General features: G+C 68.6%; 13 protein-coding genes and 4 pseudogenes. 10 read left to right on the top strand and 7 right to left on the bottom strand.

The genetic code is table 11. The features are described from left to right. The first annotated feature begins 296 nt into the window (after positions 1 to 296). On the top strand, positions 297 to 1,082 hold the full coding sequence (locus tag ACZ59A_RS32665) for a GntR family transcriptional regulator (protein ID WP_470966201.1): 786 nt from the start codon (positions 297 to 299) through the stop codon (positions 1,080 to 1,082). Between the two features lie 10 nt (positions 1,083 to 1,092). Here ACZ59A_RS32665 and ACZ59A_RS32660 read toward each other — a convergent pair whose 3' ends face one another. Continuing rightward, positions 1,093 to 1,311 carry an EF-hand domain-containing protein gene (locus ACZ59A_RS32660; protein ID WP_470966199.1) on the bottom strand — a complete coding sequence of 73 codons (219 nt, stop codon included), beginning with the start codon at positions 1,309 to 1,311 and terminating at the stop codon, positions 1,093 to 1,095. Between the two features lie 178 nt (positions 1,312 to 1,489). On the opposite strand from ACZ59A_RS32660, the gene ACZ59A_RS32655 reads away from it, so the two are divergent. Together ACZ59A_RS32655 and ACZ59A_RS32650 are read left to right on the top strand one after the other, a co-directional pair. Further along, positions 1,490 to 2,518: an SDR family oxidoreductase gene (locus ACZ59A_RS32655; RefSeq protein ID WP_470966196.1), complete on the top strand. Its 1,029-nt coding sequence runs from the start codon at positions 1,490 to 1,492 to the stop codon at positions 2,516 to 2,518. 10 nt (positions 2,519 to 2,528) lie between these two features. Next, positions 2,529 to 3,344 carry a helix-turn-helix domain-containing protein gene (locus tag ACZ59A_RS32650; RefSeq protein WP_470966193.1) on the top strand — a complete coding sequence of 272 codons (816 nt, stop codon included), beginning with the start codon at positions 2,529 to 2,531 and terminating at the stop codon, positions 3,342 to 3,344. 12 nt (positions 3,345 to 3,356) lie between these two features. Here the strand turns inward: ACZ59A_RS32650 and ACZ59A_RS32645 are convergent, their stop codons facing one another. Next, positions 3,357 to 3,686, bottom strand: a complete 330-nt coding sequence (locus tag ACZ59A_RS32645) for a hypothetical protein (RefSeq protein ID WP_470966559.1) — start codon at positions 3,684 to 3,686, stop codon at positions 3,357 to 3,359. Here ACZ59A_RS32645 and ACZ59A_RS32640 point away from each other — a divergent pair. After that, positions 3,681 to 4,076: pseudogene (locus ACZ59A_RS32640) on the top strand (transposase); the annotation flags it as partial. The gene ACZ59A_RS32645 and the pseudogene ACZ59A_RS32640 overlap by 6 nt on opposite strands. Before the next feature lie 155 nt (positions 4,077 to 4,231). On the opposite strand, the gene ACZ59A_RS32635 reads toward ACZ59A_RS32640, so the two are convergent. Together ACZ59A_RS32635 and ACZ59A_RS32630 are read right to left on the bottom strand one after the other, a co-directional pair. Next, the gene (locus ACZ59A_RS32635; RefSeq protein ID WP_470966190.1) at positions 4,232 to 5,854 is read right to left on the bottom strand and encodes a multicopper oxidase family protein; all 1,623 of its coding nucleotides are present in this window, start codon (positions 5,852 to 5,854) and stop codon (positions 4,232 to 4,234) included. A gap of 94 nt (positions 5,855 to 5,948) precedes the next feature. Continuing rightward, positions 5,949 to 6,398 carry a hypothetical protein gene (locus ACZ59A_RS32630; protein ID WP_470966188.1) on the bottom strand — a complete coding sequence of 150 codons (450 nt, stop codon included), beginning with the start codon at positions 6,396 to 6,398 and terminating at the stop codon, positions 5,949 to 5,951. A gap of 144 nt (positions 6,399 to 6,542) precedes the next feature. Between ACZ59A_RS32630 and ACZ59A_RS32625 the strand changes: the two genes are divergently transcribed. The 6 genes and pseudogenes from ACZ59A_RS32625 (at position 6,543) to ACZ59A_RS32600 (ending at position 12,387) form a co-directional block, all read left to right on the top strand. Continuing rightward, positions 6,543 to 7,415 (top strand): DUF5134 domain-containing protein, encoded by an 873-nt coding sequence (locus ACZ59A_RS32625; RefSeq protein ID WP_470966185.1) that lies wholly within the window; start codon positions 6,543 to 6,545, stop codon positions 7,413 to 7,415. A 415-nt stretch (positions 7,416 to 7,830) separates the two neighbouring features. Then, positions 7,831 to 8,091, top strand: a pseudogene (locus tag ACZ59A_RS32620) (MmyB family transcriptional regulator); the annotation flags it as partial. Positions 8,092 to 8,172: 81 nt separating this feature from the next. Beyond that, positions 8,173 to 8,823 (top strand): TetR/AcrR family transcriptional regulator, encoded by a 651-nt coding sequence (locus tag ACZ59A_RS32615; RefSeq protein ID WP_470966182.1) that lies wholly within the window; start codon positions 8,173 to 8,175, stop codon positions 8,821 to 8,823. A 615-nt stretch (positions 8,824 to 9,438) separates the two neighbouring features. After that, a pseudogene (locus ACZ59A_RS32610) lies at positions 9,439 to 9,707 on the top strand (hypothetical protein); the annotation flags it as partial. Positions 9,708 to 10,010: 303 nt separating this feature from the next. Beyond that, positions 10,011 to 11,105: a serine hydrolase domain-containing protein gene (locus ACZ59A_RS32605; RefSeq protein ID WP_470966179.1), complete on the top strand. Its 1,095-nt coding sequence runs from the start codon at positions 10,011 to 10,013 to the stop codon at positions 11,103 to 11,105. A gap of 364 nt (positions 11,106 to 11,469) precedes the next feature. Beyond that, on the top strand, positions 11,470 to 12,387 hold the full coding sequence (locus ACZ59A_RS32600; RefSeq protein WP_470966177.1) for an aminoglycoside phosphotransferase family protein: 918 nt from the start codon (positions 11,470 to 11,472) through the stop codon (positions 12,385 to 12,387). Positions 12,388 to 12,506: 119 nt separating this feature from the next. Here ACZ59A_RS32600 and ACZ59A_RS32595 read toward each other — a convergent pair whose 3' ends face one another. The 3 genes and pseudogenes from ACZ59A_RS32595 to ACZ59A_RS32585 form a co-directional block, all read right to left on the bottom strand. Further along, positions 12,507 to 12,839 (bottom strand): hypothetical protein, encoded by a 333-nt coding sequence (locus ACZ59A_RS32595; protein WP_470966175.1) that lies wholly within the window; start codon positions 12,837 to 12,839, stop codon positions 12,507 to 12,509. A 205-nt stretch (positions 12,840 to 13,044) separates the two neighbouring features. Further along, a pseudogene (locus ACZ59A_RS32590) lies at positions 13,045 to 13,245 on the bottom strand (transposase); the annotation flags it as partial. Continuing rightward, positions 13,241 to 14,032 (bottom strand): SDR family NAD(P)-dependent oxidoreductase, encoded by a 792-nt coding sequence (locus ACZ59A_RS32585; protein WP_470966173.1) that lies wholly within the window; start codon positions 14,030 to 14,032, stop codon positions 13,241 to 13,243. The gene ACZ59A_RS32585 and the pseudogene ACZ59A_RS32590, both read right to left, overlap by 5 nt. Positions 14,033 to 14,183 lie beyond the last annotated feature (151 nt).

Genomic DNA, 14,183 nt, shown 5'->3' with positions numbered 1-14,183 from the left:
CGGCGGGCTGCGGTGTGGATCGAGCGGAGAGACGAGGCAGCGGGGGAGCAGGTTGTAAAGAGATGGCAAAGTGTGCGCCCGGTCGCCGCGATGGGGGTCCCGTCGAAATCCCCTACAGGTGTGTGATATCCGGGCCACAGACACATCCCAGCTTCCCCATATACGGCGTCCCCAGCCTCCTTTCCGTCGGCGGGCCATCCGGCCCGGCCGTGAGGCATACCGCGAAGGGGTTGGGATGACGGAACAGCGGGCGGGGACGAACCGGCGCGCGTTCATGAAGCGGCTGATGGTCGCCAGTGGGGCGACGGCCGTGGCCAGCATGGGCGGGGTGGCCACCGTTCAGGCGATGGCCGACGACGGTACGGGGACGGGCGCCAGCGGAGATCCTGGACGGGCTGTGGGCCGGCCGCACCGGCTTCCCCGGCGAGCGTGATCTGGCCGAGCGGTACGGGGTCAGCCTCATCACCTCCCGGCGCGCGCTGGAGCGGCTCGCGCGGGAAGGGCTGGTGGTACGGGGACGTGGCCGGCGTGCCACGTCCCCGTACGTCCCACCGGAGCCGCCGGGCAACGGGCCGGTGTGGTTCGTCCTCGACAGCGAGGGCTCCCCGGATGCCTTCCGGCCGCTGCGGGTGGGGATCGAGACCGCACCGGCCGAGGCATGCCGGGCGTTCGGGCTGGCGCCCGGCAGCGGGCTGTGGCAGTGCGTGCAGTCACACGAGCGGGCGGGCACGCCCCTGCTCGTCTCCCACCACGTACAGCCACCGGAGATCGGCGCCCGGCACACGCTGGAGGAACTGCGCACCCGGCAGATGCTCCAGATCCTCTCCGGCCGGTACGAGATCACCGCCGTCCGCCGGTCGCTGCGCGCCGGTAACCCCTCGCCACTGGTCCGCCGCCACCTCGGGATCGCCCCGGACACCCCGGTGCTCACCGCGGTCATCCGTGTCCATGGCGGCCCGTCCGGCGGGCTGCTGGAGTGGGTGCGGCTGACCGCCCACCCCGAACTCCCGCTTCCGGACGACGCGCTGGACCTGGCGACGGGGCGGTGGGCGCAAACGCCCCACCCTCGCCCCGGCGCATGACGTAACGGTGTCAGCGGTTCATGGCCGCCCAGAACTCCTCGAAGGACATCTGGCGGTCGCCGTTGGTGTCGAGCGAGTCGATCAGCTCCTGGGCCTGCGACTCGGTGATCTCCGAGCCCTCCAGCTCGGCCACGACCTTCCGGTATTCGTCCGCGGTGACCAGGCCGTCCCCATCGACGTCGTAGCGCTCGAAGACCTTCCGCGCCGCCGTCTCCATGATGTCTGCCATGTTCTCCGCCCTTCTGCGATCTTTGCTGACGGGCCCAGATTATCCGTCCGCCCCGAGCAAGGCGGAGGGTGCCCGACCCGCCCAGCTGTCGCGGGGCAGCGTGCGCTGAGCCTGTCCCCCGGAGTACTGGTATCGGCGGGATCTGGAACGCGACGCCCCGGCCGCCGACCATGAAGGCATGGCACACGTAACCGTCACGGGCGGAACCGGGTTTCTGGGTTCCCACACGATCGCGCAGCTCCTGTCCGCCGAGCACACCGTCACGACCACGGTGCGCTCCCTGGCGCGGCGGTCCGACGTCGAGCGGATGCTCGCCGTGGCCGGAGCCCCGCACGTGGACCGCGTCTCCTACGTGGAGGCGGATCTGACCTCCGACCGCGGCTGGGACCGGGCCGTGGCCGGAGCCGACTACGTCCTGCACGTTGCCTCGCCGTTTCCCGGAGCGCGGCCGCGGCACGAGGACGACGTGATCGTCCCGGCCCGGGACGGGGCCCTGCGGGTCCTTCGCGCCGCCCGGGAAGCGGGCGTCCGGCGCACGGTGCTGACCTCCTCCTTCGCGGCGGTGGGCTACGGCCACGGGCGGACCGGACGGACGTTCGGCGAGGACGACTGGACCAAGACCGACGGGCCGGGGGTGTCCGCGTACATCAAGTCCAAGGCGGTCGCCGAACGGGCCGCCTGGGACTTCATCGAGAGCGAGGGCAAGGGGCTGGAACTGACGGTCGTCAACCCCGTGGGGATCTTCGGGCCGGTCCTCGGGCCCGACTACTCCGCGTCGATCCGTATCATCCACACGATGCTGACCGGCGGGATGCGGGCCGCGCCGCCGATCTGGACCAACACGGTCGACGTACGCGACGCGGCCGACCTGCATCTGCGTGCCATGACGGCGCCTCAGGCGGCCGGACAGCGGTATCTGGCGCTCGCGGGCGAGCCTCTCTCCTTCCACCACATCGCCGTGGCGTTGCGCGCGCGGCTGGGCGAGGCCGCCGCCAAGGTCCCCACCGGTTCCGCCCCGGCCTGGCTGCTGCGCCTGCTGGCCATGGTCAACCCGCCGCTGCGTGAGACGGTGCCGCAGCTGGGGGTCGTGCGCCGCGCCTCCCACGCGAAGGCCCGCGAGGAGCTGGACTGGACACCGCGTTCCAATGAGGACGCTGTCGTGGCCACCGCCGAGAGCCTGGTCCGCCTCGGGCTGCTGAGCGGCTAACGTCGAGCACATGGGCCACGAGACGGCAGACACCCTGGGCGAGTTCCTGCGGGCCCGGCGCGGACAGATCAGCCCGCGACAGGCCGGGCTGCCCGCCGGGGAGCGGCGCCGCGTACCCGGACTGCGACGGGAGGAGGTCGCCCAGCTCGCCGGAATCAGCCCCGAGTACTACCTGCGCCTGGAACAGGGCCGTAACCTCAACCCCTCCGACCAGATCCTGGCCGCGCTGGCGGGCGCGCTCCAGCTCGATGAGGACGCGCTCGCCTACCTGCACCGCCTCGCCCACCCCGCCCCACCCGCCCGCAGGCCACGCCACCGCGCCCGTACGAACCAGGGCGATCTCCAACCGCTCCTGGACAGCTGGCCGGACACCCCCGCATACGTCCAGGGGTCCGGCGGACGCGTGGTCGCGGCCAACCGGCAGGCCGTGCTCCTGTGCCCCTTCTTCGCCGTCGGCCACAACCCGCTGCGGGCCGCCTTCCTCGAACCCGAGATGCGCGGCCTCTACCCGCAGTGGGACGACATCACCGCCAAGGCCGTCTCCGGTCTGCGCGCCATGATCGACGTCGACGGCGCCGACCCGGAGCTGCTGGAGACCATCGGCGAACTCACCGTCGTCAGCGAGCGGTTCCGCACGCTGTGGACCCGCCGCGACGTCCGCCGCCGCGACACCGGCCTCACCCGGCTGAACCACCCGCTCGTCGGCGAACTCGACCTGCGCTACGAGAAGATGGTGCGCCCGCAAGCCCGCCAGCTGATCGTCGTCTACTACGCCGACCAGGGCTCCACCAGCGCCGAGCGGCTAGCACTCCTCAACAGCCTCTGACCACCGCGGCGGTCAGACGCTTCTGGTCTTGCGGGGATCATCGGCGCGGCGTTCCGGCTTGCCCGCGATGGTGGCCCAGAGGTTGGGGTCGAAGGTGCTGTCAGGCAGTTGCGTAGCCATGAAGCGGACGCTGTGTTCGACCTTGATACGCCACAGACGGGCCGCCTCGGCCCCGTCACCGGCTCGGATCGCCTCGAAGATCCGGGCGTTCTCGCGGGCGATGAGGTCGGCGGCCGTGTCGGCGAAGCCCAGCCCCAGGACCGCGATGAACATCCTCAGCCGCAGGGTGAGCCGCTGGAAGAAGAGACTGGTCTGGGGCAGGTTCGCGGCACGGGCCACCATGTCCTGGAAGTCCTGACCTCGATGCCGGGGGTCGCGGCCAGGACCGCCGCAACCTTGCTGGTCACCGTCGGCGACGGCACCAGCTTCCCCACCGCCGCCCACCTCGCCTCCTACGCCGGCCTCGCCCCGACAACCAAGTCCTCCGGGACCTCCATCCACGGCGAACACGCACCCAGAGGCGGCAACCGGCAGCTCAAACGCGCGATGTTCCTGTCCGCGTTCGCCGCCCTGCACGACCCCGCCTCCCGCACCTACTACGACCGCTGCCGAGCCCGCGGAAAGACCCACACCCAAGCCCTCCTCCGCCTCGCCCGACACCGCATCAGCGTCCTGTTCGCCATGCTCCGCGACGGCACCTTCTACGAACCCCGAACCCCACGCCTCGCTTGACCAAAGACATAGAGGCACCCCGTGGACGCGGGGCCGACTCGGCATCGGCGTGGGCCAGCAGCGCGGTGAAGACCCGCTCTGGCCGCTGGAAGACCTGACGCACCGTGGGCTCCCGCCACATGGTGGAGTCCACCGCGGCGGGAGCCCTGGAGCCATCAGGCTTGATAGGCGACCAGCGCCATCATCCCGGCCTCCCCGTGGTAGGCGTTGTGGCAGTGAAGCATCCATCGGCCGGGGTTGTCGGCGTCGAAGACCACGGACAGCTTCTTCTTCGGCAGCACGATCGTGGTGTCCTTGCGGGGTCCGGAGCTCCCGAGCTGGTACGTGTGGCCGTGCAGATGCATCGGGTGCCACATGCTCGTGCGGTTCACGAAGTCGAGCCGGACGCGCTGACCTTCCTCGATCACGAGGGGCGCGGCCGTCGGATCGCTCATGTCGAACGGCTTGCCGTTGATGGCCCAGTTGTACTTCGTCATGCCACCGGTCAGGTCGACGCGGTGCACCCGGTCGACCTTCTTCGACGGCAGCCGGACGTCATCCGCCGCGCGGAGCTGGGAGGCGGTCGCGATCGTGCCGTCCAGTTCCCTCGGGCGGACGGTGGCTTCCGGGGCCCTGCCGGAGCCGGTACGGACCAGGGCCATGCCGGTGGTGTTCTTCCCCTCGGCGAGCGCGACGAGCGGGAAGACGCCGTCGGCGAGCGTGACCAGCACGTCGTAGCGCTCGCCCATGCCGATCAGCACGGCGTCGGCCTGCCGGTGCTCGACGGGAAAGCCGTCGGTGTGGGTGATGGTCATCTTGTGGCCGCCGAGCGCGACGCGGTAGGCGGTGTCGCCACCCGCGTTGATGATCCGCAGGCGGACCCGCTTGCCGGGCCTGCCGGTATGGACGTGCGGGTCGGCCGGGACACGGCCGTTGATCAGGTGGTACGGGTACTTCACGTCGCCGGCGTCCCCGCCGAGCAGATCGCTGTCGGCGCCCATCAGCATGAACTTCATCGACATGCCGTCGCCGGAGGCGGAGGCGGAGGCGGACGGTGAGGTGTCCTCCCCGCCCTTGTCTCCGCTCATGTCCATCCCGCTCATGTCACCCATGTCATGGCCGCCCGTGCCGTGGCCACCCATGTCCATCCCGCCCATGCCCCGCCTCAGTTCGGCGAAGACCTCGTCGGGTGTGCCGGTGACGCCGTCGACCCAGTCGTCCAGGACGACGACCCATTCGTCGTCGTAGGACAGCGGCTCCTTCGGGTCCTCCACGATCAGCGGCGCGTAAAGCCCGCGGTCGAGCTGGACACCGACGTGTGGGTGGAAGAAGTACGTGCCGGGGGTCTCGGCGATGAAGCGGTAGGCGAAGGTGGATCCGGCCCGTACGGCGGTCTGGGTGGCCGGGGGAACGCCGTCCATGTCGTTGCGCAGCGCGAGGCCGTGCCAGTGGATGGACGTGGCCGTCTTGTGCGGCAGTTGGTTGGAGAGCTCGGCGGCCACGGTGTCACCGGCCGACACCCGGATCCCCTTGCCGGGAGCCTGCCCGCCGAAGGCCCAGCTCTTGGCCATGACGCCACCGCCGAGCTCCAGCATGGCGGGCGCGGCGGTCAGGGTCAGCTTGTGCACCTTGCCGGTACTGGCGCGCTTCTTCTCGGTGGCGGCCACGGCCGGGTCGGACGGCTTGACCAGGGCGGTGGCTCCGGCGTCGCCGCCGGAGCTACCGCAGGCGGCGAGCGCGCCCGCGCCCGCGACGCCGAGCCCGGCCAGCAGGACGGAGCGTCGGTTGATGCTGTTCACGATGGTGGTGTCCTCTTCTCGATGTGCCTTCTGTTCGGTCGCACGAGGGCACGGCTGACCGCGTACACGGACGCGGAGATGCCGTGGAGGCGGCCTAAAGGAGCAATCGAGAGAGAACGGAAAGGTCGGGCGGCGCCCGGCTCACCGTGCCGGGAACGAAGCGACCCGTCGGGGTGGCGTGTGCATCGCCCACGCGGCCGCCCCAGGGCTCGCTCGGTGGCATGAACTTCACGGCGTCGACGCCGGCGGTCGAGCAGTGCTGCATGGCCATGCCCGAACAGAACCCACCGTCACTGTGCGCGGCCGGGGCGGAAGCCTGTGCGGTGCTGTTGTGCCCACCCCCGTCCGCGGACATCGTCGCCGAGGGCGCGTGGGCCATGCGCGCCATCCCGGTCATGGCGGTCGCACGCACCGAGGATGGGATCTCGTGGTGGACGACCACGGCGAGCACGGCGAGCAGTGCGACAGCTGCGCCCCGCATCCAGCGGACCGCGCCACCGCGGGCGCGGTCCCGCCGGGACCCGGCTGTCGTCATGGCTTCCATCCCTGCTCCCGGTGGGCGACTCCGCCAATATACCCGGTAGGGGTAATACTGAACGCTCTCCTAAGCTCCTACGTACTCAGGGGCTCAGCAGCCGATGCCGCACGAGGCGCCGAGACCGCACTTGGACGGAGAGGGAAAGCAGCGATGGAGACTCTGAGTTGGTCCGTAGCGGCGGTCGCCGCGCTGGTGGCCGCCGTCAGCTTGGTCCGCGTGATGACCACCGAGGGGGAGGCCCGCTTCGCTGCGGGGGGCGATGCGCTGATGGGCGCATGCATGGCTGCCATGGCGTTGCCCTCGACGACAGCGTGGTACGCCGGTCACGGCATGTGGTGGGCAACGACATTCGCCCTCCTGGGACTCGGCGGCGTGATGATGGCCGTCAAGCGCACGCGTGCGAGCGGCTGGAGCCACGGCCGCCAGTGGGGGCACCTCATCGTCGGCAGCGCCGGCATGGTGATCATGACACTCGCCATGACGACTACGCCCTCCGGGCCGGTACTGGCACTGGGCGGCTCATCCATGGCCGGGATGCCGGGCATGGAGAACATGCCCGGGATGGACTCGGCGCAGGGCATGGACGGCATGGAGGGGATGCAGGGCATGGGAGGGACGCACGGGATGAACACGCCGGGCATGGCCGCCGCGGCCGACTCCACCACAGCGTCATCTTCGGGCTCCTTCTGGCGTTACGTGATCGCGGTGCTCGCGGTGTACTTCCTGTTGTCCATCTGCGCCTCCGTCTGGGCCCGGGTCCGGGGGACCAACAGGGAGAACCTGCCCGCCGACCGTGACAGCGGCCGAAGCCGTACCTGGGGGCGCTGGCTGCTCGCCATGCCGGACACAGTGGTGGTGTTCCTCGTATCGCTGACCATCTCGGTGTGGAACAAGGCCCGTACGGTGGAGCGGGGAAGCCACGGCCGTCGGCGCAGGGTCGGCGCGGCGCCGGACGCGGCACTGGCCGCTCACATCGGTATGGGCGGAACCATGTCCGCGATGCTGCTCATGATGGTGGCGTGAGTCGATCCCCCCCGTCGGCCCGATCGGCCGCGGATACTGGCCGCATACGTATCGGCTTTGATCCTGAGACTGTCGGCCGTAACCCTTTCTGCAAGCTGCTGACCTCGGGCGTCGTACCTCGGCCGATCGCTTGGGTGTCCACCATCAACCCGGACACGCTGGCACCGAATCTGGCGCCTGCGAAGTTCTGAGGTAAGCGGTGGTTGCGGCGGGCACGCGGCCGTACCACGGTGCCGCGTTTTTGCCGGGCGTCCGCGAGTATCTTGCGGTGAGGGCCTTAACGATCATTCTTCGGGCTGCTACGCCTCGAGGAAGCCGACCGTTTCCGCATCAGAGCTGTCCGGCGCTGAGGCCGTCGCCCGCGTCCTGCGGCTGAGATACGCCGAGCGCCGCCATCTCAACTCCGTGCTGTTCAACGGTCGTCGCGCAGTTCCGGGCCGCCTGCTTGGCCAGCCCGGACGACGAGGGGTTCCAGGCGGTGGCGGCCGAACTGAAGCCGTCGAGTGGGGAGTTCGCCGAGCTGTGGGAGCGGCGGGACACGATGAGGCTGCCGGCGCGGCCGGATCTGTCGATCGTGCTGCACACGCCGCAGAACGAGGCGGACACCGCGGATAAGCTGGAATGGCTGGCGTCGCCGGAGGGGCGGCGCGGGTCGATGTATCCCATGGCGGGATAGCGGCGGGTGGGTGCGGCGTCCGGGCGCGGACACACGACCGGCGTGGCCCGGGTGGGGTATCGTCCGCCGCGGCTCCGGCCGATGAAGGACCTGAGCCGGAAAGGACGACTCATGGGCTTGAAGACGGAACACGCGCGCGGCAGAAAACGTGATTCGGACGCCACGCGGGCCGCGCTGCTCGGCGCCGCCCGCGACCTGTTCGCCCGCCATGGATATGACACGGTGACGGTTCGGGACATAGGAGAGCACGCCGGTGTCGACGCCTCCCTGATCGCGCGGTATTTCGGCAGCAAGGCTGCCTTGTACCGGGCGGTGGTGGACGAGGACAGCCGGAACGTGAACGTGTCGCCCGAGACGCTCGACCTGGGGGCCTTCACCGTGGAGGCGCTGCACCGAGCCGACCGCAGAGGCGCGCCGGGCCCTCTCGTCCAGGCTCTCCTCTCCCGGAGCGACGTCCCCGAAGCGCGTACCGCCGCGGCAGACGAAGCGCGCACCCGCCTGATATCTCCGCTCGCCAACCGACTCGCGGCCGAGGGTGCCGACGATCCGGTCGGCCGGGCCGAGGTCCTGATCTCCTGCTTGATCGGCGTCATCGCCCTGCGCACGAGCACCAACTTCGAGGGCCTGTCGGCAATGAAACCTGAAGCGATCGGCGCCATCCTCGAGGCCGCCGCGCAAACGCACACCGAGCCCACACCACGTGTGCCCGGCTCCGTCGCCGAGGAGGCCTAGGACCCGTATAGCGGCGTGACGTTCACGCTGCGGCTCTAACTTGATCATTAACCTGTGCAGTGGGGCCGTGGGTTGGATGATTTTGCCTGTTCCGCCCCCGTGCTCCCGTCCGCGACGGTGAGGGGCATCCTGAGCAGGCGGTCGCTGAAACGGAGTTGCCCATCGAAGTCGTCGAACCGCCGGTTGTGCCGCCGCAGGGGACCGCGAGTCGGCGCCGTCCGGCCGGTCCCGAGCCCGCACCCGCCGCCCTGCCCAGGGCTCGCAGTGGCACAGCCATCCCTCGCCGCCGGCGAACTGGTCGAAGATAGACCGCAAGGCGATCACCGGTCTCCTGGCGAGAAACCGTCAGAGAAGTCCTGAGACCGCACACCGGCATCCCGAGTCGCACACACCGTCGGATACGCGACACCGAGCGCGTTCCGGAGGCGTCGCGCCCGGTCCAAGCTCTGCGCTGGAAGCCTGGTCGCCACGCGAGCCCGGGAGGGAGCGTCGTTGACGTCCGCGTTCATCCCTCTGCTGTGCCCTGCTCAGTGGCCGGAGAGGCGGAGGCAAGGTGCCCGCCGCCTGGCCCGCTCACCCTGTCTGCATACCGCCTGGGTGTTCTACGGTCTAGCGCTGGCCGAGTACCGCCATCTGCACCCGACCCGTGCGGCCGAAGGTACTTGGTCCACTCCCGTGGACCTGCCCAAGGCCGGCGGCTACCGCGTTTTCGCCGACTTCAAGCCCACGGGGGAGAGGCGCTGACGCTCGGCGCCGACCTCGCCGTATCCGGGGCGTACGAGCCAACGCACCTGCCCCCACACAACACCACGGTCAAGGTTGCCGGTTACGAGGTCACGCTGGGCGGTGGTCTGACCCCCGGCGAGGCCGGTGAACTCACGCTGCATGGGTAAGTCGCGGGCGGGGCGTCGAGTTCGCGCGTCTGCCGCCCTTCTGGAAGGGTTGCGATTATACCCCCTAGGGGTATGTAATGGCTGCGGATGCTTCATCGGCTGGCATTGCCGCAAAGCACCTGTAGTCCCGTGGCGATCCAGAAACGGCCAGGTGTTTCCTCTTGCCTCAACCCTTATCTTGGATACCCCTAGGGGGTATCCTCCTGGGTTCCGGGACTCCATCCCTGAGAAGAAGAGCGAGTTGTCCGAGTTACTCGGCTGGCGGCTATCTGATCGGACGTAGAGGCGGGTGCGATGAACGTTGAGGGTTTCGCCGAGGACGGGTATGACGCGGTGCGTCAGGTCTTCCAGCGGCTGGTGGACAACGGCCAGGAAACAGGGGCGGGCGTATCGGTCTGGCGGGAGGGCCGCGAGGTCGTCCGGCTGAACGCGGGATGGGCTGACGCCAGGCGGAGTCGTCCCTGGCGTGGCGACACGCTGGTCCAGCCGTACTCGCTGTCGAAGTCGCTCGTCACGCTCGCCGCCCTTGTGGCGGTTCGCGACGGTGCGCTGGCACTGGACGAGCCGATCGCCGGGTACTGGACCGCATACGGGGCCCGGGGCAAGGAACGGACCACTCTCCGCCACGTGCTCACACACCGGGCGGGGCAGCCGCGCTTCGGGCCCGAAGCCGCGGATCTCGACCTGCTGGATGACAGCGGGCTGCGGGCGAGCCTGGCGCAGGCGGCGCCGGAGTACGCTCCCGGGACATCACTCGGGGAGCACGCGCTGACCTACGGCCACCTCGTCGATGGCATCCTGCGCGCGGGCGCGGGGGCAACGCTGGAGGAGATATTCAACGACGTGGTGCGGCCCGCGCTGGATCTCGACGCTTGGTTCGGCGTTCCGGATCACGCACTGGATCGCGTCGCCGACCTGGAGTACGCGGACCCGAACTGGCCGCGGCAGCTCCACGCGGCGCCGTGGCTTCAGATCCCCGCCGGGGCCCTGGACACGGAGCGTGCCAACTCCCGGGCCTGGCGGCAGTCGGTCTTCGGAGCGGTCAACCTGCACACGACCGCGACGGCTATGGCTGCGTTCTTCTCCCATCTCACCCGCCAGGATGGGCCCGTACGTGAACTGCTGGGCCCACAGCTGCACACTGAGCTCCTTGCCTCCCAAATCACCGACTACGACGAGGTTTTCGGCACCGAAATCACCTGGACGCTGGGTTTCGTGCGCGACAAGGGCAAGATCGCCAAAGGTGGGATCGGCGGCTCCGCCGCCTGGTGGTCACTCCGGCACCACCACGCCTGCGCCTACCTGACGCGCCGATTGGACGATCACTCCCGGGCCGCCGAAATCGCCGCAGCCCTGGGCGACGACCTGACCGTGGTGGGCGAGGACTGAGGAAGCGCCCGTTCCCCTGGCCGGCGCGCCGTCGCACGTTGAAGCAAAAGTTGACCGGCAGTGGCCCGGTGATCGTGACCTGGTGTTCCCGGGCTGCCTGCTCCAGATGGACCAGCGAGGTGTAGCCGCCGTCGACCAGGTGCTCGGCGGGCAGCAGTCCACGGCGCTCCAGCCGGGTGTGGATGCCAGGCAGAGCAATCGGCAACCACCGACCCGCAGACGGACGCGGTCACCCTCTGGGTCTGCCTGCACGGCCTGGCGCACCAGCGCGCGGTCTCCCGGATGCCCTGGATCGAACCGATTGAGTTCGTGCGATCGGAAATCGATTGCGGTGATCCGATGGGGCGCCGTACGGTCGCCTCCGATGAACGGGACGCCCGAGGTTCTGCCGTTGCCGGACCGGAAACCAGTCGACGCCGCGGTGGCGGGCAGGTTGATCGCCGCGCAGTTCCCGCAGTGGTCCGACCTTGAGGTCCGGCCGGTCGATGCGCAAGGTTGGGACAACTGCACCTTTCGCCTCGGTGACGAGATGCTTGTGCGGCTACCGACTGCCGAGGAGTACGCGCTGGCGGTTGGGAAGGAGCACCGGTGGCTGCCGGTGCTCGCCGCCGCGTTGCCGTTGGAGATCCCGGTTCCGCTGGCCGAAGGCGTGCCTGATGAGGGCTTCCCGCACAACTGGTCGGTATATCGGTGGATCGGTGGCGAGCCTGCGGCCCGTGCCGTCGTCGAGGACATGACGGCCTTCGCCATTCACCTTGCGGAGTTCCTCGTGTCCCTGCAGCGGATCGACCCGACAGGCGGACCGGGTCCGGGACTGCACAATTGGTTCCGAGGCGGGCCACTGACGACCTACGACCGGTGGGCCCGGGCAGCTCTGGAGACGTTGGACGGTCTGATCCGGACCGAGATCGCCGAGGAGATCTGGGGACGGGCGTTGCGAGCCTCGTGGGACGGTAAGCCAGTCTGGTTCCACGGTGACATGGCCTCGGGGAACCTTCTGGTGAAGGACGGCGCGCTCGCGGCCGTTATCGACTTCGGCACCTGCGGAGTCGGAGACCCGGCCTGCGATCTGTCGATCGCCTGGACGATGCTGACCGGCAAGAGCCGCGCCGCGTTCCGTGACCGGCTAGGCGTGGACGAGGCGACCTGGGAGCGTGGACGGGCCTGGGCGCTCTGGAAGGCCCTGGTCGTCTGCGCCGGAGCGGTTCGCGATGGCGATGGCCTGCCAACGGATGAGTCGTTCGTTCTTGAGGAGATCCTCGCCTCCCATTTGACCACCTGACGGTGATCCCGCCATGGCCGCCTACGACCATCAACGCGCGGCAACAGCGGCACTGTCCGCTCCCACGCCATATCCGTCAACTCGCCCCGGCCAACTACAAGATCAATGATCAAGCATGGTTAGTCACCCATGAACCACAAGTAGCTGCCTGGCGTCCCCCCACACGCTTCAAGGAGCTCGGCAAGGTCGAGGAGCGCCGCTTTCTGCAGGTCGTCAGTGCACCGTTGTGTCAGGGAGGCGATTTCCTGGCGGGCGGCTTGAGCTTCCTGTTCGTTGAACAGCGTGTCGCCATACGGATCCACCCAACCGAGCTTGCCCGAGCCACGCCGGTCGAGGGTGCTCAGCACCCTCGCCAGCGCTTCACCGTGATCGTAGGACCCTCGCAGCAAGGTGTCTCGGGACGAACCCTTCCGCGTGGGTCGCCCCGAGTGCAGTTCCAGCTCAATCCCCATGACCCCTCCTTCAGCCTCGGACAACGAAGCTTCGCAGAGATCATTTGTCAGACACGGCCTAGTAGGACTTCGTTAGGCGCAGCCACCAGCCACCAGCCACCAGCCACCAGCCAGCAGCCAGCAGTCGGGCAGGACCCCGTCCCACCAGTCCTGCTCGGACGAAGCAGTGGCCTTGATCGGACGCTCGACGGTCTTGCCGGCGGGGCGCAACCTGGCAGTTGGCGCGCTTGCCCAGGGCCCCGCAGTACCGCGGGGCCACGGCGACCGACATTCTTCCGTCCTTGGGCACCGACACGTCGTCGATCACCCAGGCCGCCGGGGCGATGAGCGGCAGCATGCGTTCGCAGATCCGACGCTGCACCGGCACGCGGTCCCAGGTGAAATCGGTTGAACAGTTCCCGTCAGGACTTGGAGCTGGGCCGACCGGGAATGTGGCTGAGAATGGACTTGGAGAAACCCCCGTCGACGCAGACATCTTGGCCGGTGACATATCCTGCCAGCGGGCTGACAAGAAACTCGATCACGTTCGCGATATCCATCGGGTCGCCAATTTTCGACAACGGGATGATTTTTTCCCTTGCCTTCTTGACTTCGGGATCGAGATACATTTGTTCAGTCATCTGCGTCCGAGTCATGCCCGGGGACACCACGTTCACGCGGATTCCGTCAGGTGCCCATTCCAGTGCGAGTGTCTGAGCCAACAGCGTGAGCGCAGCCTTGGTCGGACTGTAAGCACCCGATCCGGCATGTGGGAGCTGGCCCGACATTGAAGAGGTGAAACAGGCGGACCCGCGGCTATCCTTCAGGTGCTGGTAACTTGCTTTGGCGAGTAGCCACGCCCCGCGGAGGTTGACGGAGAACATGTCGTCCCAGTCCTCGAGGGAGAGATCCTTGAGTGCGCCAGGGTTGGCGATTCCGGCATTTGCCACCAGCGCATCCAAGCCGCCGAACTCGTCGACCACAGCGGTTACCAGCCGACCGGGCACGTCGGGATCACCCAGATCTCCTGTCAATGCAATGGCTTTGCCGCCCATCGACTGGATCGATCGGACGACCTCGTCTTGTCGCGCGTTCGCAGTAAGGCCGGATACCGCGATCATCGGCTGTTCGCCACGGGCAAGCGCTGCCTCTGCGAGCCTCAGGCTTGCAGCCGCGCCGATGCCGCTGCTTCCGCCACTGACCAGAGCTCTCATTGCACACTCTCCTTGTATATTTCCAGCGGGCATACTCGGCAGGCCGCACAAGTCGTGACAGCTGTATCTGATGCGTTTCGAAGCACTTCGACTCACACCAGTGATCGAGAACTGTCACCTTACTGTTCGATGACCCTCGGAGTCACTCTGA

It is taken from the genome of Streptomyces sp. NPDC040405 (assembly GCF_055595765.1).
The sequence above is the reverse complement of the archived record's forward strand: the minus strand, read 5'-3'. Positions and strand labels throughout refer to the sequence as shown.